Raw genomic sequence first — 23,628 nt, 5'->3', positions numbered from 1 at the left:
TCATTGCAGGAAGTCGCCGATGGTCAAGCCCCGCCGAACCGGACAGAGCCGTCCGGTGCTGAGGTTCCGTTTGGAAAATGCGCGAAAACGCATTTCCGGGCCGGTGCCGCAAATCCGGCTTCAGCCGGATTTCCAACAAATGCTCAGAGCAGCCGTTCGCTCACGACCTTGCCGCCCTGCGTGATGCGGATGGCATTGCCGATTTCCTCGTCCAGCACCGGCGCGTTCTGGTCCTTGTTCCAGAAGGCCGAGAGGAAATTATAGAGGTTGCGCGCAAACAGGGCCGAGGCATCGGCCGCCAGACGCGACGGCACATTCTTGTGGCCGACGATCTTGACGCCATGGCGCTCGACCACTTCGCCCAGCACCGCGCCCTCGACATTGCCGCCCTGTTCGACAGCCAGGTCGACGATCACGCTGCCCGGCTTCATCGACGCGATCTGGGCGTCGGAAATCAGGCGCGGCGCGGGCTTACCGGGGATCAGCGCGGTGGTGATGACGATATCCTGCTTGGCGATATGGCCCGACACCAGTTCGGCCTGCGCCTTCTGATAGTCCTCGGACATTTCGGTGGCATAGCCGCCCTTGCCCTCGCCCTCGATGCCCGCGACGCTCTCGACGAAGATCGCCTTGGCGCCAAGGCTCTCAATCTGCTCCTTGGTGGCAGAGCGCACGTCGGTCGCGGACACCTGCGCGCCCAGCCGCTTGGCGGTGGCGATCGCCTGCAAACCTGCGACGCCCACACCCATGATGAAGGCCTTGGCCGGCGACAGCGTACCCGCCGCCGTCATCATCATCGGGAAGGACCGGCCATATTCCGCCGCGGCGTCCAGCACCGCCTTGTAGCCGGAGAGATTCGACTGCGACGAAAGAATATCCATCGACTGCGCGCGGGTGATGCGCGGCATGAACTCCATGGCCAGCGCTTCATAGCCCGCCGCCGCATAGGCGTCGACGCGCGCCCGCTCGACAAAGGGGTTGAGGCCCGCGACGATCCATGCGCCGGGCTTCGCACCCGCGATGCTGGCGACATCCGGCCCCTGCACGCCCAGGATGATGTCCGCGCCCGCCACCGTGGCGGCACGGTCGGCCACGGTCGCGCCCATGGCGGCATAATCCGCGTCGGCGATGGCGGCGGTCATGCCCGCGCCCGCTTCCACGGCAATATCGGCGCCCAGCGCCTTGAACTTCTTCACCGTCTCCGGCGTGCCGGAAACGCGGCGCTCGCCCTCGGCAAGCTCCTTCACAATCGCAATCTTCATGGATATCCCCCTGCTGCCGCCCGCTTCAATGAGCGATCAGCACCACGACCAGAGCACCGACCACGGCACAGGCAATCGTACCCCACTTCATCAGGGCCACGAACCCTTCATATGTGTGGGTCGCGTTTTCGATATTTCCTTCCGTGGCCATGCCCGGTCCCTCCTCAAACCTGTTTGCTGGCATCCTCTTATCGTCAAGCCTTCCCCCCCTCAAGCCGGGAACGAACAAGAAAATCTTTCCGGTTAAGCCGCTTTTTACCCCTTTTCCCTACCATCGGCGGCAAGTTCGCAGATGAGGGGGTAGAATGGCGCGCGACGGCGTTCCGATGCTGATGTTGATCGATGACGAGCCGGCGCAGCGCAGGCTGGTGTCGGCCCTGGCCGCCCGCGCGGGCTGGCGCACGATCTTCGCCAATGACGGCGACACGGCGATTGCCATGCTGGGCACGCAGGACGGGATGCGGCTCGACGCCGTGCTGCTCGACCAGTGGAGTCCCAGCCATCAGCCGACCGGCCTGATCCGGGAACTGCACGCGCGCCGTCCGGCGCTGCCGATCCTGGTGCTGACCGCGCACAATGATGTCGCCGTCGCGGTGGAAGCGATGCGCGCCGGGGCCACCGACTATCTCGCCAAGCCGATTGCGCCCGAACGCCTGCTCGCGGCGCTCAATGCGACGCTCGGCAGCGACGGCGGCCGGGGCGAATTGCGCCCTTTGACCGAGAAGATTTCCGCGTCCCTCTCCTTTGAGGATGTGGTCGGCGCCGCACCGCAATTCCGTGCCGCGCTCGCCATCGCGGCAAAGGCCGCCCGCGCCCGCGTCCCCGTGTTGATCGAAGGCGAAAGCGGCGTCGGCAAGGATGTGATCGCCCGCGCCATCCACGCCGCCTCCCCCCGGCACAAGCAGAATATGGTGACGGTCAATTGCGGTGCCATTCCCGCCAATCTCGTCGAATCGGACCTGTTCGGTCATGAGCGCGGCGCCTTCACCGGCGCCTTCGACCGACAGGTGGGCAAATTCGTCGCCGCCGACATGGGCACGATCTTCCTCGACGAAGTCAGCGAAATGCCGCTCGACGCGCAGGTGAAGCTGCTGCGTGTGTTGCAGGATGGAGAGGTCCAGCCCATCGGCGCGCGCCGCCCGATCCATGTCGACGTGCGTGTCATCGCCGCCACCAACAAGCGGTTGCATGAAGAGATCGAGGCCGGGCGTTTCCGCGAGGATCTCTATTACCGCCTGAACGTGGTGCAACTCACCATCCCGCCGCTGCGCGAGCGGCTGGGCGACGTGCCCGCGCTCTGCCGCCACCTGCTCGCCCGCATCGCGACCCAGCCGGGGCTGCGTGGGCTGGGCCTGACCGACGATGCGTTGGCGCTGCTGATGCAGCATGACTGGCCGGGCAATGTCCGGCAGCTTCAGAACGCCCTGTTCCGCGCCGCCGTGCTGTGCGAGGGCGATGCGCTGACGCCTCAGGATTTCCCGCAGATCGCCGCGCAGATCCACGGCCGCGCCCATGGCGATACAGGCTTGAACCGGCTGCGCGCCGTGCCACAGCCGCATCGCGAGGCCGCCGGCATCACCCTGTTCGAAAGCGACGGCCATGTCCGCCAGCTGGCCGAGATCGAGGCGGACGTCATCCGCCTTGCCATCGGCCATTATCGCGGGCGCATGACCGAAGTGGCCCGCCGCCTGGGGATCGGCCGCTCGACCCTCTATCGCAAGCTGGCGGAACTGGGCATCGACAGCGCGGCATAGCGTCGCCCCGTCGCTTGCGCTGCGGCTGCGGCGTTGAAATGTCGCGGCGGCTATGCTTTGGGAGGGAATATGAACAAAGCCTCCCTTGCCGCCGTCACGCCTCTCCTGCTGCTGGTCGCCTGCGGCCGCGCCGAGCCGGTGGAGGATCTGCCGAGCCAGGACGAACTGGCCAATGCCGCCAATAGCGCCGCCGCCAAGGCGATGGCCAGGGCCAGGAACGACACCCCGGCCTCCCGCAACTATGTGAATGTCGAGCGGGGCTTTTCCGTGACCTTCCCGGAGGGCTGGGAAAAGGATGCGTCGGCCAGCAACGCCGATGGCGTCGTCTATCAGGACCCCGGCGCGGGGGCGGACGTCCGCATCTTCTGGCAGAAGAAGGATGGCGAGCAGACGCTGCAACAGATTGTCGAAACCGTGAGCCAGGGATCCGAAGGGGTCAGCGGCGATTATGTCGGCGACAATGAATATCGCGGCACGGCGAATGACGGCGAAGGCAATAATGTCGCGCTGCGCCTGATCAAGCAGCCGGACGGGTCCATCGTCACCGCCAGCTTCGTCTATCCCGAAATGCTGAGCGAACAATATTCCGCCATGGCCGAAAAGACGCTGGACAGCCTGCATGTCTTCGCGCCCAAGGCGCAGACGCCCGAAGGCGCCGCACCGGCACCCGAGGCCGCCGCCAACGCCGCGACCCCCTGATGCGACGGCCGTCCCGCCGGGATGGAGGCTGAATTCAGGCCGCCGCCACGCCGTGATGGCAACCGAAGGCCATTCGCGCGGCATTGATCATCTGCGCATGAGCGTCGCTGCCGCGCGCCACGTCCAGCCAATCCTGTCCGGTCGCCGCGCCATGGCTATCCCGCCAGATTTTCGAGGCCACGGACTCGATTTCGGCATCGGTCGGACTGCGCTCTTCCGCGATGCACTGGATCAACAGGGCATGAAAAAGCTTTGTCGAAAGTGGCTGGATAATTGCCATGGTGGCATCCTCTCCATTCGGATGCGCTGTTTTCGCGCATTCCGTAGCGGAAAGTGACGATCCTGCCGAGTCGAGTCAACGTCTCCAAATTGAATTTTGGATGTCCGCGATAAAATTCCTGTGAACTTTTCTCTCGATCAGACCGCGCTCAATCCGGCATCCGCCAGACCGCGCCAGAGATGCAGCGCCTGCACGCTTTCCTTGACGTCATGCACGCGCACCATCTGCGCGCCCAGTTCCGCCGCGCGGAAGGCCAGAGCCACCGATCCCCCCAGCCGTTCCGGCGCAGGCGCCTCATGGGACAGCGCACCGATCAGCCGCTTGCGACTGCCCGCGAAAAGCAGCGGCACGCCCAATCCCTGGAAGGTCGCGACGCCATTCACCAGGGCCAGATTGTCGGCCAGCGACTTGCCGAAGCCCAGACCGGGATCGACCATGATCTTCTCACGCGGGATGCCTGCAGCGAGGCAGGCGTCCACCCGCGCCTCCAGATGGTCGAACACATCGGCCACGACATCGCCATAGCCGTTGGGCCCAAGCGCGGAGAGATCATGCGGATCGTCACCGGCGGACGGGGCATGCATCAGGATGACGGGGCAGCCCGCCGCCACGACGACGTCCATCGCCCGTGGATCGTGCAGCAGCGCGCTCACATCGTTAATGACATGCGCGCCCGCCGCCAGCGCCGCCTCCATCACCGCCGCCTTGCGCGTATCGACGGACAGGGCGACGCCCGCCGCCGCCAGTTTCTCGATCACCGGCACGATGCGGGCGATCTCATCCCCTTCCCACAGGCGCGGCGCCTTGGGCCGGGTCGATTCCCCGCCGACATCGATCAACGCGGCCCCCGCCGCCGCCATGGCGAAACCCGCATCGGCCGCCGCCTGCGGATCGTCCATATGCTTGCCGCCATCGGAAAAACTGTCCGGCGTGATGTTGAGGATCGCCATCACCTGCGGCGCATCGAAACGGATGGTACGCGCGCCCAGCGCCAAGGGCGGGCGCTGAGCCGAAATATTGGCGGCGAGCCGCTGCGCCCGCTCCGCCAGAGGATCGGGCAGGCTTGCCACGGCATCGGCAAACTGCGCCACCGGAATCGTCACCCGCGCCACCCGCTGACCATTGCGGCGCGCAGTCAGTTCATAGCCCTGGAACCAGATCAGCCCATTGCCCATCCGCGCCGCCGCCCCGTCGGGCAGGCCGATGGGCGTCGGCACGAACCATGTGGGGCGCAGATAAAGCCGCGCATCGGCGGGAATGGAGGAAAATGTCATGCCCGCCCTCTAATCCGCCCGAACCCTGCCTGTCGACCCGCCAGCCGATCAGGGCCTTAGTGTGGTGGATTTGAAATACGCCTCATTATAGCGCTAAATGCGGCGCGTATTTCAAATCCAAAAACCACACTAGAATCATATATTTGCTAGTGACCCTGATGAATCTGAAGTTCGTCCAGCGCCGTCCCAGGCGTGTGACGAACTTCAGATGCAGGTCACTAGGGCTCGTTGGCCAGCAAATAGGTCTGACGCAGCGTATCGATGGGCTTCAGCCCGCCCTCGACCTCATGATGCCAGAAGGTCCAGCCATTGCAGCTCGGCGCGCCCTGCAACGTCGCCCCCATTTTGTGGATCGATCCCGTATCGGTCCCGACGCTGAGCGAACCATCGGCCCGCACCACCGCCTGCCAGCGCCGCTTGCTGTCGGTCAGCACCGCGCCAGGCTGCAAATAGCCGGTTTCGACCAGCGTGCCGAACGCCACCTTGGGCTGCTGCCGCGCGGTCTGCATGATGGTGAGCGCGCTTTCGTCCAGGGGCAGCGCCGCCTCGATCCGCTCCAGCGCCACCTCGATATAATCGTCCTCGCGTTCGATGCCGATCCACTTGCGGCCCAGACGCTTCGCGACCGCGCCGGTCGTCCCGGTGCCGAAAAAGGGATCGAGCACGACATCGCCCGGCTTGGTGCAGGCCAGCAGCACGCGATAGAGCAGCGCCTCGGGCTTCTGCGTCGGATGCGCCTTGGTGCCGTTGCGCTTCAGCCGCTCCTGTCCGCCGCAGATCGGCAGCACCCAGTCGGAGCGCATCTGCAACTCGTCATTGAGCGTCTTCATCGCCTTGTAATTGAACGTATATTTTGCGTCCTCGCCCTGGCTCGCCCAGATCAGCGTCTCATGCGCATTGGTGAAGCGGGTGCCCTTGAAATTGGGCATGGGGTTGGACTTGCGCCAGATGATGTCGTTGAGAATCCAGAAGCCCTCATCCTGCAACGCCGTGCCGACGCGGAAGATATTATGATAGCTGCCGATCACCCAGATCGAGCCATTGGGCTTCAGGATGCGGCGCGCCTCGCGCAGCCACGCCTTGGTGAAACGGTCGTAACTGCTGAGCGTGTCGAACTTGTCCCAGTCATTGTCGACCGCGTCGACGCGGCTGCCCTCGGGGCGGAACAGGTCGCCGCCCAGCTGAAGATTATAGGGCGGATCGGCGAAGATCATGTCGATGCAGGCGTCGGGCAGCTTCGCCATTTCGGAAATGCAGTCGCCACGCAGCAGACGGTTCGCCTCGATCTCGACCGGCGCAATCGCCTTCTTCCGCCGCGGCGCGACGCGTTCCATGACACCCATTATATGACCCCCGTTTGCTTCTGAGGCCCAGCGATGAGTCCTCGAGAGTCCGCCGTCAAGATCAGCAACTTAGCATATGAGCCTCAGAAAATGGTTAACGCGGGCCGGAACGAACCGGGTAGCCACGAGATATTGAGTCTGTCGCGACTCCCCGGACTCAAGATGAAGTAGTGTGACTCAAAAGACTCAACGGCAAAGGCCGAAAAAGTTTTTTTGGTTAACGCCGCCCGGCCCGGCAAAAATGGCGCTCCGCTTGACCAATTCATAACCCATTGATTATGAACGAGCGATGACAGAACATATTTTGAGGGGAGATCGCTCCGCCTCCTGCGACGAACTTTTCAAGGCCCTGTCCGACGGCACCCGGCGGGCGCTGCTGGAATATCTGGTGCGCGAAGGCGAACAGAGCGTCCACGCCCTGACCGCCATTTCCGGCGTATCGCAACCCATGGTGTCGCGCCACCTCGGCAAGCTGAAACGGGCCAGCCTCGTGACGGCCCGCCGGGCAGGCCGCGAAACCTTCTACACCGCCCGCGCCAAGGGGCTGGCACCGGTGGTCCAGTGGATGGCCGTCTATGGCGCGCTCTGGTCGCAGCGCTTCACCGCGCTGGAGGATCTGGAAGGCTATTGAGCCAGGATCGTCTCGATCAGCACCACATCGTCCGGCTTGTCGGCGTCGATGCAGGCTTCCGCCTTGTCCATCGCCACCAGCCGGGCGACCAGCCCAAAGCGCCGCCCCACCCGCGCGATACCGCCCCGCAAGGTGGAAATCCGCAATACCGCCCCCAGCAAAGCCAAAGGCCCGAAGGCGGACAGGATCTTCCATCCCTTCTTCCGGTCCTGCTCGACCTCCTGCCATAGCGCGATCACGGAGCGGGCCTTCGCGCTGCCGAACCAGAAGATATTCGCCCCCGACCACCAGCCGTCGCGAAATTTAAGCCAGGTCCGGCGCGACTTCGGATAGCGCGCCAGCAGCGTCTGGCGCTCCACCATCGCCACGGCAATGTCCGTCCCCGACCCCTCCCGCACCATCTGGTCGAGCATCGCGCCATCCAGCAGCACATGGTCCGCCGTGGTCATCAGCATTGGAAAGGGCACATCCCCCCGGTCCAGCAGCGCGATCAGCGAGGAGGCGATGCCGCCCCCGCTCCTCTCGAACCGCACCCTGGGATGCTCGGCGATCCAGGCTGTGGCCGGATCGCTGGCGAACAGCTCCGGCGCCTGCGTCAGCACGATCAGCCGCCCGATCGCCGGATGCGCCAGCAAGGCCCGCGCCGGACGGTTGATCATCGGCTCGCCGCCGACCGGCGCCAGCGGCTTGGCCTCAACGCCCGCCGCCACCGCAAGAGGATCGGGCACGGGTCGCCATCCTGCCAATAAAATTGCGGTGATATCGGAAGCCGGTGCGGTCATGCCCGCCCGTTAGAACATTATGCAGGCGGCTGGAACAGCCGACAGCCCACAGCCTGCTATTTCCCGCTCGCGGCCGGCGTCGCGCTCTTCTGCGCCATCTGCACCGGCAAGCCGACGCGCAGGCTCTTGAGTTGCCCCAGCCGCGCCCGGAACGCCGCCAGTTCCCGCCCGGCAAGCTGCGACGTGGTGGTGAACCGCACCGACAGCGGATTGACCACCCGCCCGCTGCGATACAGTTCGTAATGCAGATGCGGCCCGGTCGAGAGGCCCGTCGAGCCGACATAGCCGATCACCTGCCCCTGCCGCACCCGCTGGCCCGGCGACGCCGCGATCCGGCTCATATGCGCATAGCCGGTGGCCAGCCCATGACCATGGTCCAGCCGCACATAATTGCCATGTCCGCCATGCCGCCCGGCATAGGACACCACGCCGTCCGTCACGGCGTAGATCGGCGACCCGTAAGGCGCGGCGAAATCGACGCCCGCATGCATCCGCGTATAGCCCAATATCGGGTGCCGCCGCATGCCGAAGCCGGACGACATGCGCCCCGCCACCGGCGATGACAGCACGCCGCGCCGTTCGCCGACGCCCGATGCCTCAAACCATTGGCTGTGGCCGTCGCTGGTCCATTTGAGCATATCGACGCTGCGCCCATTGGCCCGGCGCAGCCCCGCGAACAACAGGTCGCCCACCTCCACGTCGCCCGTATCGGCGCGATGATATTCGGTAATGATGTCATAACGGTCGCCCGCCGAGATCGACCCCAGATCGACCTGCTGCGCCACGACGCGCAGGAAGCTCTGGATCGCCTTGGGCGGCGCGCCCGCCGCCCGGGCCGAGCGATAGAGGCTTTCGCCCACCACCCCCTGAATGCGCAGCGGCGTATCGTCGACATGGATGGCGGTCCGCTGCACCTGCAACACGCCGCCGACCCGCTTGATCTCGATCCCCAGGTCCAGCCGCGCCCGGAAGGCCAGCTTGTCCAGCGGCCGCGGCATATCGCGGCTCGCCCGCCGCCCCAGCACGATGTCGAGCGGCGTGCCCGGCTTCAGCCCGGCGCTGGTGTCGCCCGCGACAAGGCTCGTCACCGTCGCCGCGTCGCCGCCACTGACCCCGGCCCGCGCCAGCGCCCGGCCCAGCGAATCGCTGCCGCCGATCTGCGCGCGCAGTTCGATCTGCGGCCGCTCCGGCGTCTCGCGCAGCGGCTGCACCGCATCGGTCGGCCCCATGCGCCGCCCGCTGTCCGCGCCCATGGCAAGCGGCGTGATCATCTGGCTGCGCACTTCGTCGAACTGCTTGGGCGTCATCACCGGCTGCGGCTCGCCCGGCAGGGCATGAAAGCCCGGTGACAGATAGAGCGCCGCCGCGCACAGCCCGAAACAGGTCGCAAGCCCGCGAAACCACGTAAAACTGCCGACCCTCTGACCCAGATCCGGGACCAGTTCCACATCTTCGGCCCAGTCGCGCAGCTTCTCCCGCCAGCCGCGCCGGTCCGCCATCGGTCCCGCATGGCGCAGGGAGTCAGTCAGCCATAGGGACGCAGAGGCGCCGCCCTGATGGGCATGGATCTGACTGGCTTGAAACACGGTAAAAAGGCCCCCGGGGCAAGTTCGCCACGACCCCCGCCGCGCGTTCATCGGGGTGTTTGTAAAGGCATAGGGTTAAAGTCAAATAAAGACGCCTTTTCCAGCCGTCTTTCCGCGACCGGACGTGCCCGATAGCCGACCGGCGCCCCGATTCGCGGCATGATGCGGATTTGCCGCCCCTTTCCCCTTGCCCTCGCCCCTTCCATCCCCGACATGAAGACCATGGCTCAGTTCGCCCGCTCGCCCATGACCGCCGTTCTGGGTCCCACCAATACCGGCAAGACCCACCTCGCCGTCGAACGCATGTGCGGCCATTCCTCGGGGATGATGGGCTTTCCGCTCCGCCTGTTGGCGCGCGAAGTCTATGACCGGGTTGTCGGCATGAAGGGGCCGCAACAGGTCGCCCTCATCACCGGCGAGGAGAAGATCGTCCCGCCCGGCGCGCGCTATTTCCTCTGCACGGCGGAGTCGATGCCGATCGGTGGAGGCCGCGAGCCTGCACAAGAGGGGCTCAAGGATTATGCCTTCGTCGCCCTCGACGAAGCCCAACTCGGCGCCGACCCGGAACGCGGCCATGTCTTCACTGACCGCCTGCTGCGCGCCAGAGGCCGCGAGGAAACCATGATCCTCGGTTCGGCCAGCATCAGCCGCGTGGTCAAATCCCTCGTCCCCGACGCCGAGATCATTGGCCGCCCGCGCTTCTCCACCCTATCCTATGCAGGCGCGAAAAAACTCTCCCGCCTGCCCAGGCGCTCCGCCATCGTCGCCTTTTCCGCCGAGGAGGTCTATGCCGTGGCCGAAATGCTCCGCCGCTTCCGGGGCGGCGCGGCGGTCGTCATGGGCGCCCTTTCCCCGCGCACCCGCAATGCGCAGGTGCAGATGTTCCTGAATGGCGAAGTCGACTATCTGGTCGCCACCGACGCCATCGGCATGGGTCTGAACCTCGACGTCGCCCATGTCGCCTTCGCGTCCCTGCGCAAGTTCGACGGCCGCCGCACCCGCCGCCTCACGGTCAGCGAAATGGCGCAGATCGCGGGCCGCGCCGGTCGTCACCACAAGGACGGCACCTTCGGCAGCCTGGGCCATGAAGATGGCGACGCCGCCTTCACCCCCGAAGAGATCGAGGCGATCGAATCCCACCGCTTTCCCCCGGTCGAACAGCTTTTCTGGCGCGACGGCACGCCGCGCACGGACCGGCTGGATCATCTGATTGTCGACCTCGAACAGAAGCCCGAGCGTGCTGAACTGCGCGCTGCGCCCGAAGCGGTCGACCTCGCGGTCCTGAAGCGCCTTGCCGACGACCCTGTCGTGATCGAGCGCGCCAGGGGCCAGAAACAGGTCGAGCGCCTCTGGGCCGCCTGCGGCCTGCCCGATTTCCAGAAACTGGGCGCGGACCATCATGCCCGCACGGTCAGCCGCATCTGGCGCTTCCTCTCCGAAGGACAGGGCCACATTCCCCGCGACTGGTTCGCTCAGCAAATCGCGCGACTCGATTCGGTTCAGGGCGACATCGACACACTGTCGGGCCGGATCGCCGCCGCGCGCACATGGTCCTATATCGCCCATCGCGCCGACTGGCTGGCCCATCCCGCCGAAATGGCCGAGCGTACACGGGTGTTGGAAGAAAAGCTCTCCGATGCCCTTCACGCCGCGCTGACGCAGCGCTTCGTGGACCGGCGCACCACGGTTCTGCTAAGGGATATGGGCCAGAGCGCAGCCAACCTGCCGGTCGATATCGAGCCGGATGGGACAGTCTGCGTCGATGGCGAGACGATCGGGCGACTTGACGGATTTCGTTTCTCGGTCGATCCCGCTACCCGGCATCAGGACAGAAAGATGCTGTTGGCGGCCGCGGAACGGCGCCTTGGAAGGATATTGCGAGTGAAGGCTGAAGAATTACTGGGCGCACCCGATACTGATTTCGCGCTCATGGACGAGGTAGGACAGGCCCCCGGCATCGGCTGGCAGGGCAATGCCGTGGCCACGCTGCATGGCGGCGCCACGCTGCTGACCCCGGAAATCCGGCTGGATCGCGCGGTTCTGGCCCTTGGGCAGGATGTGCAAAAGCAGATTTCGGCGCGCCTCGCGACCTGGTTCGAGGCGCAGAAGGAAAAGCATCTCCTCCCGCTGACCAAGATGGTCGCCAGTTCGCAGGACGCCGAAGTCCCCGCCGTCGTCCGCGCCGTCTTCGCGCAGCTTGCCGACGCGGGCGGCGTGATCGCGCGCACCGATCTCGATTCGGCGCTCGGCCATCTCGACAAGGACCAGCGGCATCTGCTGCGCCGCGCGGGCATCGATATCGGCGTGCTCGACATTTATCATCCGGGCCTTTTGAAGCCCGGTTCGGCCCGCTGGCGCGCCGCCTTGCTTGCCGCGCGGATCGCCAAGCCCTGCCTTCCCCTCCCCGGCCCCGGCCTCACCCTGATCCCCGCAGGCGAAAAGCCCGAGCAGATGGGCGCCCGCATTGCCGGTTTCCGGGGCTTCGGCGAACAGATGCTGCGCATCGACATGGCCGAACGCATGGCCCGCACCGCGCATGAGACCATTGCCAAGAACGAAGCCTTCACCGCGCAAAGCCCGCAGATCGTCTCGCTGGGCCTGTCGGAAGAGGCTTTCCTGCAACTGATGCGCCTTGCCGGCTTCCGTGCCGTGGAAGCCCCTGAAGAAGGCGGCCCCAACTGGGTCTTCCGCGGCCGTCAGAAGCCCCGCCCGCACCACCATCAAAACAATCGCGACCCACGCGGGTCCGGCCAGGGCAGGCCGCAACGCCAGTCCGAGGGCAAGCCTCGCGGCGACCGGGGTCCCCGCCCCGCCGCCTCGTCCGGCTCCACTGCTGCCACCGGCAACCACGCATTTGCGGGCCTCGCCGAACTGCTGGGCCGCAATGGCTGACGCGGGCACGGCTCCGGTCCACGGGCCAAGCCTGCGCATCGACAAATTCCTGTGGTTCGCGCGGCTCGCGAAGAGCCGGTCGGTTGCCCAGAAAATGGCGGAGGAGGGGCATATCCGCCTCAACGGCCGCCGGATCGAGCGCGCGCATTCTCCGGTACGGGCGGGCGACCTCATCACCTTCCCCCACCCCAGCGGCGTGCGCGTGGTCCGCATCGTCCAGTTGCCGGGCAGGCGCGGTCCTGCCCCCGAAGCGCAGTCCTGTTACGAGGAACTGACGGTCGGGGCCTGAAGCTCGTTAATCAGCCGCCCAACAATATCCTCATTGACCTTCTCGCCGACCGCGCATAGCAGGGCGCCCGTTGTCCCAATTCCAAGAGTGCTGACCCATGACCTACGTCGTGACCGATAACTGCATCCGCTGCAAATATATGGATTGCGTCGAGGTTTGCCCCGTGGACTGTTTCTACGAGGGCGAGAACATGCTGGTCATCAACCCGAACGAATGCATCGACTGCGGCGTGTGCGAACCGGAATGCCCCGCCGAGGCGATCCTGCCCGACACCGAAAACGGCCTGGAAAAATGGCTGGAACTGAACACCAAATATTCTGCCGAATGGCCGAATATCACGGTCAAGGGCGAAGCGCCCGCCGACGCCGATGACATGAAGGGCGTGGAAAACAAGCTGGAGCAGTTCTTCTCGCCCGAACCCGGCTCGGGCAACTGATCGCAGGACACATCGCAATTGCCGCATCGCTGTTGCGAAATGCTTCCGGCGATGCTTCCGAAACTACCGATTGCGCCTTATTTGATGCCCCATCCCCGGATTTTGTGTCCGGGGGTGGCAATTTTGTTACGAATCTGGTAAACAGGCACCAACAAGTGGACATGGTCGCGTCCGCTACGGAGACAAATGCCTGATGTTTTGATGGTGACGCCGCGTTCCCCCGACTCGTGCGCTTTTCGCACCTGCAACGCGAATGTCACCGCTCCCCCCTCGGTAGAATAGAAAGGTTTCAAATGGCTGCCAAGGCGCTGTCCTTTGACGTTGGTGATTATGTCGTTTACCCCAAGCATGGCGTTGGCCGCGTCATTGAGCTTCAGAAGGAGCAAATTGCGGGCATGGAGCTGGAGCTCTATGTTCTCCGCTTCGAAAAGGAGCGGATGACGCTCCGCGTGCCCACGAACAAGGCCGAAGGCGTCGGCATGCGCAAGCTGTCCTCCAACAAGACGCTGGAGGAAGCCGTCGAAACCCTGAAGGGCAAGCCCAAGGTGAAGCGCACCATGTGGTCGCGCCGCGCCCAGGAATATGAAGCGAAGATCAATTCGGGCGACCTGGTGTCGATCGCCGAAGTGACCCGCGACCTGTTCCGCGCCGACGATCAGCCGGAACAGAGCTATTCCGAACGGCAGATTTTCGAGGCCGCCTCCAGCCGCCTCGCCCGCGAACTCGCGGCGATGGAAGAGACCGACGAGCCGAGCGCACTCAAGAAGATCCTTCGGATCCTCAACGAAGCCGCGCCCAAGCACGCGAAGGCCGAAGCCTGACAATATCAGGGCCGAGCCGACCACGGCAGGCCAAAGAAAAGGGCGCCCCTTAAACGGGGCGCCCTTTTCCTTTTCTCATCCTGCCGCGTCCGGGGCGGGCAGAGAGGGAACCATCATCGATCAGCGTTATTGCTGATCCTTTACCGAGCCGGCCGCATCCTTGGCCGCGTCGCCGACATCGCTCGCCGCCTGGCCGATCTGGGACGCGGCGCCTTCCACGGCGCTATCCTTGCGGGTTTGACTGCTGATCAGGAAGAAGGCGGCAATCGCCACGACCACGACCAGCAGGAGAACGGCCACCATGGTGCCGCCGCCACCACGCTTTTCAATCACCGTGGTCGTCGTCGGGCGCTCCTGATAATCCGCCATGTTCATCCTCCTCTTACCTTGCCACCCACGCCATCAATGCACGGACGGCCAAGCTGTTCCTTATCGGCAATAGCCCTCTTTCCCCGGCACAACGATCAGACAGTCCGTCTTGCCCGCCAGATATTTGAAGCCCGTGTCATTCCCGATCCCCGGCCGGATCGCCAGATCCTTGCCGTCGCGCACGAAGCGGATCGTCGTCCCCTCGGCCACGCCGGCATAATCACCCTGCCGGTCGAGATTATCCTTGTTTGCAATGGCATAATGGCCGCTCTTGCCGTCTGGCGAGGGCTGGATGTCCAGAAACAGCCCTTCCGGGCCATTCCACCGTCCCACCCAATCGTCAGTGGGCAGGCCCACCGCTTCATTCGCCCCGGCGTTCACCGCATCGGGTTCCTCGATATTCTCCACGCTGGGCGCCGCCGTGACGTCATTGCCCGAAGCACCATTGTCGACGCTCTTGGCACAGCCGCCAAGTCCCGGGATCAGCAGCACCGCCGGGAGGAGGACAGACGCAACTTTCCTGCGCTTCATCCATATTTCTCCTTGCATTTATGACGTCAAACGGCTGAACGCGGCTCTTCGATCCATCTTCTCGACGCAGGGGGCGGACGGCTTGCCAGCCGATCCGATGAGGAGCAGGATAGTCCGCGGGGAAGAGATATGGAACTGAAGCCAGAGGGGCGCCCGGAAAGGGCGCGGTTCGTTCGGGAATCCGCCGATGTGCGGCGGCAGGCATTGATCGAGGCAACGGCGCGCTGCCTGGCCGAAAAGGGCGCGGGCGGTACTTCGGTCCGGGCGATCTGCGCCTATGCGGGCGTGTCGGCGGGCCTGCTCACCCATTATTTCGACGGCGTCGATGCGCTGATCCTCGCCACCTATCGCGACGTCGGGGAAAAGGTCGCCGCCGCGATGGAAAAGGCGGTGGCGGAGGCCGGACCCAACCCACGCGACCGCATCTGGGCCTATATCCGCTCGAATTTCCAGCCGCCGGTGCTGGACCCCAATCTGCTCGCGACCTGGATTTCCTTCTGGAGCCTCAACAAGACCAATCCCGCCATCGCCGCCACCCATGCCGAAACCTATGGCGGCGGGCGCGAGCGCATGGAGGTGCTGCTGCGTGAGGCGGCGCCCCAGATACCCCGCCCTGCCGCGCGCATTGCCGCCATCGCCATCACCGCGATGATCGACGGCCTGTGGCTGGAACTTTGTCTCGATTCCTCCACCTTCACCATCGAGGAAGCGCTGGGCATGGTCGAGGAAACGATGAACTATGTGCTGCACAAGCCAAGAGATGGTTCAATCGATCAATAAAATGGCCTGTGATCGTTTTTATCGATCAACACGGCCAATAAAACCAATTTCCACAGGACTGTCATCCTCCCTAGATAGGCCGGGCAACAGCAACCCCCTCAAAAGGAACTGGAAAGCCCATGGCTCTCATCAATACGACCATCAAGCCGTTCAAAGCCACCGCCTATAAGCAGGGCAAGTTCGTCGACGTCACCGACGCCGACGTGAAGGGCAAGTGGGCCGTCTTCTTCTTCTACCCCGCCGATTTCACCTTCGTCTGCCCGACGGAGCTGGAGGATCTGGCCGACATCTACCCGACGCTCCAGAAGCTGAACGTCGAAGTGTACTCGGTCTCGACCGACACGCATTTCAGCCATAAGGCCTGGCACGACACCTCGCCGGCCATCGGCAAGATCAACTATTTCATGCTGGGCGACCAGTCGGGCACCATCACCAACAATTTCGACGTGATGCGCCCGGGCGTCGGCCTGGCTGACCGCGCGACCTTCCTGGTCGATCCCGAAGGCGTGATCCAGTTCATGGAAATCACGTCGGAAGGCGTCGGCCGCAACGCGACCGAACTGCTCCGCAAGGTCAAGGCTGCGCAATATGTCGCCGCCAACCCCGGCGAAGTTTGCCCGGCCAAGTGGGAAGAAGGCGAAGCCACGCTGGCGCCCTCGCTCGACCTCGTCGGCAAGATCTAAAGACCAAGGGTCTTGTCGATATTTCGGCCAAGCGGAGCCGAGAAGCGGGGTTTTCGAGTAACGGAGCGCGGCGTACTCTCAGTACGTGAGCACCGGAACGCAGAAAATGGCGCTTCGCAGGCCTGCATGGACGGAATAGCGGCAAGACCCTGGCACTCCGGCGGGCTGGGTCGAGGCACCCTCCCCGGCCCGGCGGGGTTTTATCCAAGACATTCATCGCTATCTTCGAGCGCCGGACCCCGGCGGACGGATAGCCGCGTGCCCCGGATCGGCGCGCCCAACCCATGGAGAACAAGATGTTGGACGCAAATCTCAAGGGCCAGCTCAAGGCTTATATGGCGAACATCACCCAGCCGATCGAGCTGGTGGCGTCGCTGGACGATGGCGCGAAGAGCCGTGAACTCAAGACGCTGCTGGACGAAATCGCTGAACTGTCGGACAAGGTGTCGGTGGTGAGCGGCTCGGATAAGCGCGTCCCCAGCTTCATGATCCGCCGCACCGGCACGGACATCGGCGTCACCTTCGCCGGCTTGCCGATGGGCCATGAATTCACCTCGCTCGTCCTCGCCCTGCTGCAAGTCGGCGGCCACCCGTCCAAGGCGGCGCAGGACCTGATCCAGCAGATCAAGGACATTGATGGCGATTTCGCCTTCGAAACCTATTTCTCGCTGTCGTGCCAGAACTGCCCCGACGTGGTGCAGGCGCTGAACCTGATGGCCGTCCTCAACCCGCGCATCAGCCACACCGCCATCGACGGCGGGCTGTTCAAGGAGGAGGTCGACGCCCGCAAGGTCATGGCCGTTCCCACCGTCTTCCTGAACGGCGAGCCCTTCGCCTCGGGCCGGATGGAACTGGAACAGATCGTCGCAAAGATCGACAGCGGCGCGGAAGCGCGCGCGGCCGAGAAGATCCAGCGCCAGGACCCGTTCGAGGTGCTGGTGGTCGGCGGCGGCCCCGCTGGCGCGGCTTCGGCCATCTATGCGGCGCGCAAGGGCATCCGCACCGGCGTCGCGGCGGAACGCTTCGGCGGGCAGGTGCTCGACACCATGGACATCGAGAATTTCATCTCGGTCAGCCGCACCGAAGGCCCCAAGCTGGCGTCTGCCCTCGAAGCCCATGTGAAGGATTATGATGTGGAGATCATGAACCTTCAGAAAGCGGCGAAGCTGATCCCGGCGAAGGTCGAGGGCGGCTATCATGAAGTCGTCCTCGAAAATGGCGCCTCGCTGAAGGGCCGCACCGTCATCCTCTCCACCGGCGCGCGCTGGCGGCAGATGGGCGTGCCGGGCGAGGACGACTATCGCAACAAGGGCGTCGCCTACTGCCCGCATTGCGACGGTCCGCTGTTCAAGGGCAAGCGCGTGGCAGTGATCGGCGGCGGCAATAGCGGCGTTGAAGCGGCCATCGACCTTGCCGGTCTTGTCGCCCATGTGACGCTGATCGAGTTCGACAGCCAGTTGCGGGCCGACGCGGTGTTGCAGCGCAAGCTTGCCAGCCTGCCCAATGTCCGCATCATCACCTCGGCCCTCACGACGCAGGTGAACGGCAATGGCGAAAAGGTGACGGGCCTCCGCTACAAGGACCGCAACAGCAGCGCGGAGCATGAAGTCGAGTTGGAGGGCATTTTCGTCCAGATCGGCCTTGTCCCCAACACCGAATGGCTGAAGGACAGCATCGCCCTTTCCCCGCGCGGCGAGATTGAGATCGATGCGCGCGGGGAAACGAGCGTCCCGGGTATCTTCGCGGCAGGCGACTGCACGACGGTCCCCTACAAGCAGATCGTCATCGCGATGGGCGCGGGATCGACGGCGGCGCTGTCCGCCTTCGACTATCTGATCCGCCTGCCCGCCAGCGAGGAAACGGCCGAAGCGGCCTGATCGTCCGGCACGCGCAAGACCATGACCGAAAAGCAGCCGATTCCTTGGGGGATCGGTTGCTTTTTGCACAGGATGATGTCTGTGCTCAGGATGGCGCGCTGCCACCCGGGACCCTCACCCGCCCGATCGACACCGCGATCCGCGCCGAACTCCGTCTGATGTGCAACGACTGGATACAGTCGGCGCGCTTCTGCTGAGACCCTACCGCCGCATCAGTCGCGGCCGGAAAATGCCCGGATCGACCGCCAACGTCGGGGCGACGGGCGGCCTATCGTCCCGCTGCGCCAGCAATGTCGCGGGCTGCGGCGGCGTGAAAGTGACGATGGCGCTGCCCGGATCGCCCACCACCAGCGCATCCACCATCAGCGCCGGACTCAGCCGATCCGATGTCACGCTGACCAGCGTACCGATCTGCGTCAGCCCGAACAGCGTGCGCGCGAAGGCATAGGGCAGGCGGATGCAGCCATGGCTTGCCGGATGGCCGGGATTATGCCCGGCATGCAGCGCAATCCCGTCCCAGGTCAGCCGCTGCATGAAGGGCATGGGTGCATTGGAATAGATGTTGGACCGATGCCATTCGCGCTTTTGCAGGATCGGAAATTCGCCGGTCGGGGTGCGATGACCCTGCATTCCCGTCGATATGCTGGCCAGGCCGACCAGCCGGTCGCCATCATAGACATGCACCCTCTGCCGCTCGATGCTGATGACCATGTAGAGCGGCCCGGTAAACGGCCCCTCCGCCAGCCAGCGATAGCCGCCCGGCACCAAATCCTGGGCCACAGCGGGCTGAACCGGCGCAAGCAGGGCGAAGGCGGCAAAAGCGAGAAAGGTTCGAACGCGGCGCATAAAGGCTTTTTTAACCACAAGTCGCCGCAGCGCCAGCCCCGCCGACCGTCCCGGTCATCCCGCCATGAGACAGGCCGGCTTTTCCGGCTCTACAACCCGCCCTTCAGAATCGCACCGGAGTTACAACAGGCTGAGTTGCGCGACCGGCGCGAAGCTGCGGCGATGCAGCGGCGTCGGCCCATGTTCGCGCAAGGCGGCGAGATGCCGGGCGCTGCCATAGCCCTTATTCGTTTCCCAGCCATAATGGGGATGGACCGCCGCCGCCTCGATCATCATCCGGTCGCGCGCTTCCTTCGCCAATATGGAGGCCGCCGCGATCGACAGGCATTTGGCATCGCCTTCGACAATCGCCGTCGACGCCCAGCGCCATTGCGGGCAGCGATTGCCGTCCACGAGGATATGGGCGCAATCCTGCGCCAAGGCCTCGACCGCCCGCGTCATCGCCAACATCGTCGCCCAGAGGATGTTGAGGCTGTCAATCTCCTCGACCGAGGCGACGCCCAGCCCCCAACAGAGCGCCCGCGCCTTGATCTGCCCCTCCAGCACCGCGCGCTTGGCCGCGCTCAACTGCTTGCTGTCGTTGAGGCCCTCGGGGCAATCCTCCTGCCGCAGGATGACGGCGGCCGCGACCACTGGCCCGGCCAGCGGCCCGCGCCCGGCTTCGTCCACCCCGGCGACAAGCCCCGGATGATGGCGCAGTTCATGGGTGAAATCAGGCATGGTCGTGCAACCCGAACGGCGCGCCCATGGGTCCATGCCCCTGCCCCAGCCCCGGCGCCAGTTCCAGCGCCGCGCGCACATATTTGCGCGCCCGCTCTATGGCGTCGATCAGGTCCAGCCCCTGTCCCACCCCGGTTGCAATCGCACTGGCCAGCGTGCAGCCGGTGCCGTGCGTATGCGGCGTGTCGATCCGCGCATTGCTCCACGCCTTGCGCACGCCCTGCGGCCCGATCAGCCGGTCGGTCAGCATCGGCCCCTCGCCATGGCCGCCCTTGGCCAGGACATGGGTGGCGAAACGGATCGCGATCGCCTCCCCGCCCAGCGCTGCCAGTTCAGGAATGTTCGGCGTCACCAGCGTCGCCAGCGCCATCAGCCTTTCGAACGCCGCGATGGTCGCCCCGTCCGCCAGCGCCGCCCCGCTGGTCGCCACCATGACGGGATCGAAGACGATCGGCACGCCCTCCAGCATCGCCAGCCGGTCCGCCACCGCCGCCGCTGTCTCCGCCGATCCGATCATGCCGATCTTCACCGCGTCGACGCCGATGTCGCCGATGACGCTTTCCATCTGCTGGAGCACCATCGCGGTCGGCACGGGATGGACGCCCTGCACGCCCAGCGTGTTCTGGGCGGTGATCGCGGTGACGGCGGTCATGGCATGGCCGCCCAGCAGCGTCACCGTGCGGATATCGGCCTGAATCCCGGCTCCGCCGCCGCTGTCGGACCCGGCAATGATGAGGATGCGCGCGACGCTCATGCCTTATATTTGCGCTCGGTCGAGGCGGGGTGGCGCTTCAACGCATCGCCGGTCCGCGTCGGCCGGTCCATCAATTCCCCGCCGCAATTGGGGCAACGATCATCCAGTGACTCGGCGCAAGGCGCGCAATATGTGCATTCGAACGAACAGATGAACGCCCCCGGCTCATCGGCGGGCAGGTCTGTGCCGCACCGCTCGCAATCGGGCCGCATCTCCAGCATCAGGCCGCCGCCTTCGCCACGGCGTCGCAGATACGCTCGACCACGTCCTTGACCTGATCCTCCCGGTCGCCTTCGGCCATGACGCGGATCACAGGTTCCGTGCCCGAAGGCCGGATCACCAGCCGCCCGCTGCCGTTCAGTTCGGCCTCGGCCTGCGCGATGACGCGCTTTACATCCTCATGCTCCAGCGGCTTGCCACCGGAAAAGCGGACATTTTTCAGAAGCTGCGGCACCGGATCGAACTGGTGCAGCACCTCGCTTGCGGGCTTGCCCGACCGGACCAGCGCGGCCAGCACCTGCAACGCCGCCACCGTGCCGTCGCCGGTCGTCGCATAGTCAGACAGGATCATATGTCCCGACTGCTCGCCACCGACGTTGAAACCGCCCTCGCGCATCCGTTCCAGCACATAGCGGTCGCCGACCTTGGTCCGCTCCAGCGCCATGCCCTGCCCGGACAGATGACGCTCCAGCCCCAGGTTCGACATCACCGTCGCCACCAGCCCGCCGCCGCGCAGCGTCCCGGCCTTGGCGAAATTCCCGGCGATCAGCGCCATGATCTGATCGCCGTCAACGATCGTGCCATGTTCGTCCACGACGATCAGCCGGTCGGCATCGCCATCCAGCGCGATGCCGATGTCCGCGCCGGACGACACCACCGTCTCCTGCAAAAGCTGCGGCGAGGTCGAGCCGCAATGGTCGTTGATATTGGTGCCATCGGGCGTGACGCCAATCGCGACGACCTCCGCTCCCAATTCCCACAAGGCGGACGGCGCCACCTGATAGGCGGCGCCATTGGCGCAATCGACCACGATCTTCAAGCCATCCAGCCGCAGATCGGCGGGGAAGCTGGACTTGACGGCGTGGATATAGCGTCCGCGGGCGTCCTCGACCCGGCGGGCGCGGCCAATGTCCTGCGACGCGGCAAGCGCGATGTCCTGCTCCAGCATCGCCTCGATCTTCAGCTCATCCTCGTCGGACAGCTTGTAGCCATCCGGCCCGAACAGCTTGATCCCATTGTCATAATAGGGATTGTGGCTGGCCGAGATCATGACGCCCAGATCGGCGCGCATCGAATGGGCCAGCAGCGCCACCGCGGGAGTCGGAATCGGCCCGAACTGCACCACGTCCATGCCGACGGCGGTGAAGCCGGCGACCAGCGCATTTTCCACCATATAGCCCGACAGGCGCGTGTCCTTGCCGATCACTACGCGATGGCGGTGGGCGCCGCGCTGAAAATGCTTGCCCGCCGCCATGCCGACCTTCATCGCCAGCTCGGCGGTCATCGGCCATTGGTTGGTGCGTCCGCGAATGCCGTCGGTGCCGAAATATTTTCTGCTCATCATTCACCCCCGCCTTTGCGGTAAAAGCCTGACGCCCCCATAGCAATCTTTGTCCAGCTTTCCACCGGGCAGCCGCCTGATAAATGCACGGATTCGGCGCGGCTTGAGGCAGCCTATCGCGCCATCGCCGCCTCGATTTCCTCCACCGTCCGGGGAATGCCTTCGCTCAGCCGCTCCGACCCGTTCTGCTTGATGAGGTAGAGATCCTCGATGCGGATGCCGACATTGGCGGACTGGACATAAAGGCCGGGTTCGACCGTAATGACCGCGCCCGCCGGCAGCGGCTTCGACATATCTCCCACATCATGAACGTCGAGTCCGACCAGATGGCCCAGTCCATGGGTGAAGTCATCGACCCGACCGGCGTTGCGGAAGACGTCCTTCGCCGCCTCGACCAGATCTTCATAATAGACCCCGGCCTTGAGTTTCGCGACGGCAGCGGCCTGCGCGGCGAGCACCAGTTCATAGGCGGCGCGCTGTTCGGCGGTGAACCTGCCGCTCGCCGGGAAGGTCCGCGTGACATCGCAGGCATAACCGCCGACCGATGCCGCCGCGTCGATCAGGATCAGATCGTTCGCCCCGATCACCCCGCTCCCGCCGGTATAGTGCAGCGAAGCCGCGTTGCGCCCAGTGGCGACGATGCTGTCATAGGCCAGCCCTTCCCCGCCCCCGGCGCGGAAGGCGTCCTCAAGGATCGCCTTCACCTGCTTTTCGGTCATGCCGGGCCGCGCCTGCTTCATCGCGGCGATATGGCCGCGCGCGGTTGCCGCTTCGGCCTTGCGCATCAGGTCGAGCTCACGCGGTTCCTTGACGATGCGGAGCGCGGGCAGAAGGCCGCTCTCATCCTTGAGCGAGACGCCCGGCACCCGCTGCATGACCTTGCCATACAGTTCCAGCGCCGGAGGCACGGGCGCGGAGGCGCTGACGACAGGACCGAGGAAATGCAGCGTCTTGGATCGCTCGGCCAGGGTCGTCACAAGGCTGCCCAAACTGCCGGTGCGGGACACGCGGGCAAAACCCGTGCGCCGCTCCAGGGCGGTGCCGAGGGGTAAACGTTCAACCTCCCAGCGCTCCGCCTCCGGGTCGCGGGAGGGGAGCAGCAGCCATTCCCGGATGGTACGCTCCGCCGGGGCCATCACCAGGATCGCGCCGGGTTCATCGACGATGCCGGTCAGCCAAGCGAAATCTCCATCCTGCACGAAGGGCGGCGCGACGGCCGCGTTGCTCTCCACCGGCCCGGCGCCATAGACGACCGCGACACCATCCTTCAGCATCTCCATAACGCGGCGGCGGCGCTCTTGAAACACGTCCGGGGGGAAGGGCGACGTGCCGGCCGGGGTGGCAAAGCCCTGCGGCGGCATTGTCTGCGCGCCGAGTCGCGTGGAAAGAAGCAACGATGCCGTAGCGCCTGCCAGCATGGTCCGCCGATCATACATGAAAAATCCTCCCTTGCTGCGC

General features: G+C 65.0%; 25 protein-coding genes. 10 read left to right on the top strand and 15 right to left on the bottom strand.

The features are described 5' to 3' along the window. Positions 1-143: 143 nt before the first annotated feature. Together F7P65_RS19875 and F7P65_RS19870 are read right to left on the bottom strand one after the other, a co-directional pair. Positions 144-1,262 carry an NAD(P) transhydrogenase subunit alpha gene (locus tag F7P65_RS19875; protein ID WP_150294923.1) on the bottom strand — a complete coding sequence of 373 codons (1,119 nt, stop codon included), beginning with the start codon at positions 1,260-1,262 and terminating at the stop codon, positions 144-146. A 25-nt stretch (positions 1,263-1,287) separates the two neighbouring features. After that, the gene (locus F7P65_RS19870; RefSeq protein ID WP_150294921.1) at positions 1,288-1,413 is read right to left on the bottom strand and encodes an aa3-type cytochrome c oxidase subunit IV; all 126 of its coding nucleotides are present in this window, start codon (positions 1,411-1,413) and stop codon (positions 1,288-1,290) included. A gap of 154 nt (positions 1,414-1,567) precedes the next feature. Between F7P65_RS19870 and F7P65_RS19865 the strand changes: the two genes are divergently transcribed. Then, the gene (locus F7P65_RS19865; protein WP_150294919.1) at positions 1,568-3,016 is read left to right on the top strand and encodes a sigma-54-dependent transcriptional regulator; all 1,449 of its coding nucleotides are present in this window, start codon (positions 1,568-1,570) and stop codon (positions 3,014-3,016) included. A gap of 69 nt (positions 3,017-3,085) precedes the next feature. Then, positions 3,086-3,715 carry a hypothetical protein gene (locus F7P65_RS19860; protein ID WP_150294917.1) on the top strand — a complete coding sequence of 210 codons (630 nt, stop codon included), beginning with the start codon at positions 3,086-3,088 and terminating at the stop codon, positions 3,713-3,715. A gap of 34 nt (positions 3,716-3,749) precedes the next feature. Here the strand turns inward: F7P65_RS19860 and F7P65_RS19855 are convergent, their stop codons facing one another. The 3 genes from F7P65_RS19855 to F7P65_RS19845 form a co-directional block, all read right to left on the bottom strand. After that, positions 3,750-3,995, bottom strand: a complete 246-nt coding sequence (locus tag F7P65_RS19855; protein ID WP_150294915.1) for a hypothetical protein — start codon at positions 3,993-3,995, stop codon at positions 3,750-3,752. 137 nt (positions 3,996-4,132) lie between these two features. Further along, on the bottom strand, positions 4,133-5,269 hold the full coding sequence (gene folP, locus F7P65_RS19850) for a dihydropteroate synthase (protein ID WP_150294913.1): 1,137 nt from the start codon (positions 5,267-5,269) through the stop codon (positions 4,133-4,135). A 218-nt stretch (positions 5,270-5,487) separates the two neighbouring features. Further along, positions 5,488-6,612: a site-specific DNA-methyltransferase gene (locus F7P65_RS19845; protein ID WP_150294911.1), complete on the bottom strand. Its 1,125-nt coding sequence runs from the start codon at positions 6,610-6,612 to the stop codon at positions 5,488-5,490. A 289-nt stretch (positions 6,613-6,901) separates the two neighbouring features. Between F7P65_RS19845 and F7P65_RS19840 the strand changes: the two genes are divergently transcribed. Further along, positions 6,902-7,243 (top strand): ArsR/SmtB family transcription factor, encoded by a 342-nt coding sequence (locus tag F7P65_RS19840; protein WP_150294909.1) that lies wholly within the window; start codon positions 6,902-6,904, stop codon positions 7,241-7,243. Here the strand turns inward: F7P65_RS19840 and F7P65_RS19835 are convergent. Together F7P65_RS19835 and F7P65_RS19830 are read right to left on the bottom strand one after the other, a co-directional pair. Further along, positions 7,237-8,025 carry a nucleotidyltransferase family protein gene (locus F7P65_RS19835; protein WP_150294907.1) on the bottom strand — a complete coding sequence of 263 codons (789 nt, stop codon included), beginning with the start codon at positions 8,023-8,025 and terminating at the stop codon, positions 7,237-7,239. The genes F7P65_RS19840 and F7P65_RS19835 overlap by 7 nt on opposite strands. 56 nt (positions 8,026-8,081) lie before the next feature. Beyond that, on the bottom strand, positions 8,082-9,611 hold the full coding sequence (locus F7P65_RS19830) for a peptidoglycan DD-metalloendopeptidase family protein (protein ID WP_420853326.1): 1,530 nt from the start codon (positions 9,609-9,611) through the stop codon (positions 8,082-8,084). A gap of 222 nt (positions 9,612-9,833) precedes the next feature. Here F7P65_RS19830 and F7P65_RS19825 point away from each other — a divergent pair, with 222 nt between their 5' ends. The 4 genes from F7P65_RS19825 (at position 9,834) to F7P65_RS19810 (ending at position 14,049) form a co-directional block, all read left to right on the top strand. After that, positions 9,834-12,503 carry a helicase-related protein gene (locus F7P65_RS19825; RefSeq protein ID WP_205452194.1) on the top strand — a complete coding sequence of 890 codons (2,670 nt, stop codon included), beginning with the start codon at positions 9,834-9,836 and terminating at the stop codon, positions 12,501-12,503. Then, positions 12,496-12,792 carry an RNA-binding S4 domain-containing protein gene (locus F7P65_RS19820; protein ID WP_150294903.1) on the top strand — a complete coding sequence of 99 codons (297 nt, stop codon included), beginning with the start codon at positions 12,496-12,498 and terminating at the stop codon, positions 12,790-12,792. Before F7P65_RS19825 ends, F7P65_RS19820 begins: the two co-directional genes overlap by 8 nt. Before the next feature lie 97 nt (positions 12,793-12,889). Then, positions 12,890-13,228, top strand: a complete 339-nt coding sequence (gene fdxA / locus F7P65_RS19815; RefSeq protein WP_150294901.1) for a ferredoxin FdxA — start codon at positions 12,890-12,892, stop codon at positions 13,226-13,228. A 293-nt stretch (positions 13,229-13,521) separates the two neighbouring features. Then, positions 13,522-14,049: a CarD family transcriptional regulator gene (locus F7P65_RS19810; protein WP_150294899.1), complete on the top strand. Its 528-nt coding sequence runs from the start codon at positions 13,522-13,524 to the stop codon at positions 14,047-14,049. 126 nt (positions 14,050-14,175) lie between these two features. Here F7P65_RS19810 and F7P65_RS19805 read toward each other — a convergent pair whose 3' ends face one another. Together F7P65_RS19805 and F7P65_RS19800 are read right to left on the bottom strand one after the other, a co-directional pair. After that, positions 14,176-14,418: a hypothetical protein gene (locus F7P65_RS19805; RefSeq protein ID WP_150294896.1), complete on the bottom strand. Its 243-nt coding sequence runs from the start codon at positions 14,416-14,418 to the stop codon at positions 14,176-14,178. 60 nt (positions 14,419-14,478) lie between these two features. Beyond that, the gene (locus F7P65_RS19800) at positions 14,479-14,949 is read right to left on the bottom strand and encodes a hypothetical protein (protein WP_150294894.1); all 471 of its coding nucleotides are present in this window, start codon (positions 14,947-14,949) and stop codon (positions 14,479-14,481) included. A 129-nt stretch (positions 14,950-15,078) separates the two neighbouring features. On the opposite strand from F7P65_RS19800, the gene betI reads away from it, so the two are divergent. From betI to ahpF, 3 genes are all read left to right on the top strand, one after another. Further along, complete coding sequence (betI, locus tag F7P65_RS19795; RefSeq protein ID WP_150294892.1) at positions 15,079-15,729, top strand: transcriptional regulator BetI; 651 nt, start codon at positions 15,079-15,081, stop codon at positions 15,727-15,729. A 119-nt stretch (positions 15,730-15,848) separates the two neighbouring features. After that, entirely contained in the window at positions 15,849-16,412 is a 564-nt protein-coding gene (gene ahpC / locus F7P65_RS19790; protein WP_150294889.1) for an alkyl hydroperoxide reductase subunit C, read from the top strand. Between the two features lie 296 nt (positions 16,413-16,708). Then, positions 16,709-18,289, top strand: coding sequence for an alkyl hydroperoxide reductase subunit F (gene ahpF / locus F7P65_RS19780; protein WP_150294885.1), 1,581 nt, complete (start codon positions 16,709-16,711; stop codon positions 18,287-18,289). Positions 18,290-18,490: 201 nt separating this feature from the next. Here ahpF and F7P65_RS19775 read toward each other — a convergent pair whose 3' ends face one another. The 6 genes from F7P65_RS19775 to F7P65_RS19750 form a co-directional block, all read right to left on the bottom strand. Next, the gene (locus F7P65_RS19775; protein ID WP_150294883.1) at positions 18,491-19,135 is read right to left on the bottom strand and encodes a L,D-transpeptidase family protein; all 645 of its coding nucleotides are present in this window, start codon (positions 19,133-19,135) and stop codon (positions 18,491-18,493) included. 120 nt (positions 19,136-19,255) lie between these two features. Then, positions 19,256-19,855 carry a ribonuclease HII gene (locus F7P65_RS19770; protein ID WP_150294881.1) on the bottom strand — a complete coding sequence of 200 codons (600 nt, stop codon included), beginning with the start codon at positions 19,853-19,855 and terminating at the stop codon, positions 19,256-19,258. Next, positions 19,848-20,609 (bottom strand): bifunctional hydroxymethylpyrimidine kinase/phosphomethylpyrimidine kinase, encoded by a 762-nt coding sequence (gene thiD / locus F7P65_RS19765; protein WP_150294879.1) that lies wholly within the window; start codon positions 20,607-20,609, stop codon positions 19,848-19,850. The genes F7P65_RS19770 and thiD overlap by 8 nt, the downstream gene beginning before the upstream one ends. Next, positions 20,606-20,830, bottom strand: a complete 225-nt coding sequence (locus tag F7P65_RS19760; protein WP_150294877.1) for a DUF1272 domain-containing protein — start codon at positions 20,828-20,830, stop codon at positions 20,606-20,608. The genes thiD and F7P65_RS19760 overlap by 4 nt, the downstream gene beginning before the upstream one ends. Then, entirely contained in the window at positions 20,830-22,170 is a 1,341-nt protein-coding gene (glmM, locus tag F7P65_RS19755; RefSeq protein ID WP_150294948.1) for a phosphoglucosamine mutase, read from the bottom strand. Before glmM ends, F7P65_RS19760 begins: the two co-directional genes overlap by 1 nt. Before the next feature lie 113 nt (positions 22,171-22,283). Then, the gene (locus tag F7P65_RS19750; RefSeq protein ID WP_150294875.1) at positions 22,284-23,606 is read right to left on the bottom strand and encodes an aminopeptidase P family protein; all 1,323 of its coding nucleotides are present in this window, start codon (positions 23,604-23,606) and stop codon (positions 22,284-22,286) included. Positions 23,607-23,628 lie beyond the last annotated feature (22 nt).

Origin of the sequence: Sphingobium estronivorans (assembly GCF_008692605.1) — a bacterium.
Lineage (GTDB): Bacteria > Pseudomonadota > Alphaproteobacteria > Sphingomonadales > Sphingomonadaceae > Sphingobium > Sphingobium estronivorans.
Note: the sequence above shows the minus strand (reverse complement) of the source record. Positions and strands in the feature narration are given on the sequence as shown.

Coding starts and splice junctions, on each gene's coding strand:
- F7P65_RS19875 (WP_150294923.1), bottom strand. CDS start 1,262: ATGAAGATTGCGATTGTGAAGGAGCTTGCCGAGGGCGAGCGCCGCGTT.
- F7P65_RS19870 (WP_150294921.1), bottom strand. CDS start 1,413: ATGGCCACGGAAGGAAATATCGAAAACGCGACCCACACATATGAAGGG.
- F7P65_RS19865 (WP_150294919.1), top strand. CDS start 1,568: ATGGCGCGCGACGGCGTTCCGATGCTGATGTTGATCGATGACGAGCCG.
- F7P65_RS19860 (WP_150294917.1), top strand. CDS start 3,086: ATGAACAAAGCCTCCCTTGCCGCCGTCACGCCTCTCCTGCTGCTGGTC.
- F7P65_RS19855 (WP_150294915.1), bottom strand. CDS start 3,995: ATGGCAATTATCCAGCCACTTTCGACAAAGCTTTTTCATGCCCTGTTG.
- folP (WP_150294913.1), bottom strand. CDS start 5,269: ATGACATTTTCCTCCATTCCCGCCGATGCGCGGCTTTATCTGCGCCCC.
- F7P65_RS19845 (WP_150294911.1), bottom strand. CDS start 6,612: ATGGGTGTCATGGAACGCGTCGCGCCGCGGCGGAAGAAGGCGATTGCG.
- F7P65_RS19840 (WP_150294909.1), top strand. CDS start 6,902: ATGACAGAACATATTTTGAGGGGAGATCGCTCCGCCTCCTGCGACGAA.
- F7P65_RS19835 (WP_150294907.1), bottom strand. CDS start 8,025: ATGACCGCACCGGCTTCCGATATCACCGCAATTTTATTGGCAGGATGG.
- F7P65_RS19825 (WP_205452194.1), top strand. CDS start 9,834: ATGGCTCAGTTCGCCCGCTCGCCCATGACCGCCGTTCTGGGTCCCACC.
- F7P65_RS19820 (WP_150294903.1), top strand. CDS start 12,496: ATGGCTGACGCGGGCACGGCTCCGGTCCACGGGCCAAGCCTGCGCATC.
- fdxA (WP_150294901.1), top strand. CDS start 12,890: ATGACCTACGTCGTGACCGATAACTGCATCCGCTGCAAATATATGGAT.
- F7P65_RS19810 (WP_150294899.1), top strand. CDS start 13,522: ATGGCTGCCAAGGCGCTGTCCTTTGACGTTGGTGATTATGTCGTTTAC.
- F7P65_RS19805 (WP_150294896.1), bottom strand. CDS start 14,418: ATGGCGGATTATCAGGAGCGCCCGACGACGACCACGGTGATTGAAAAG.
- F7P65_RS19800 (WP_150294894.1), bottom strand. CDS start 14,949: ATGAAGCGCAGGAAAGTTGCGTCTGTCCTCCTCCCGGCGGTGCTGCTG.
- betI (WP_150294892.1), top strand. CDS start 15,079: ATGGAACTGAAGCCAGAGGGGCGCCCGGAAAGGGCGCGGTTCGTTCGG.
- ahpC (WP_150294889.1), top strand. CDS start 15,849: ATGGCTCTCATCAATACGACCATCAAGCCGTTCAAAGCCACCGCCTAT.
- ahpF (WP_150294885.1), top strand. CDS start 16,709: ATGTTGGACGCAAATCTCAAGGGCCAGCTCAAGGCTTATATGGCGAAC.
- F7P65_RS19775 (WP_150294883.1), bottom strand. CDS start 19,135: ATGCGCCGCGTTCGAACCTTTCTCGCTTTTGCCGCCTTCGCCCTGCTT.
- F7P65_RS19770 (WP_150294881.1), bottom strand. CDS start 19,855: ATGCCTGATTTCACCCATGAACTGCGCCATCATCCGGGGCTTGTCGCC.
- thiD (WP_150294879.1), bottom strand. CDS start 20,609: ATGAGCGTCGCGCGCATCCTCATCATTGCCGGGTCCGACAGCGGCGGC.
- F7P65_RS19760 (WP_150294877.1), bottom strand. CDS start 20,830: ATGCTGGAGATGCGGCCCGATTGCGAGCGGTGCGGCACAGACCTGCCC.
- glmM (WP_150294948.1), bottom strand. CDS start 22,170: ATGAGCAGAAAATATTTCGGCACCGACGGCATTCGCGGACGCACCAAC.
- F7P65_RS19750 (WP_150294875.1), bottom strand. CDS start 23,606: ATGTATGATCGGCGGACCATGCTGGCAGGCGCTACGGCATCGTTGCTT.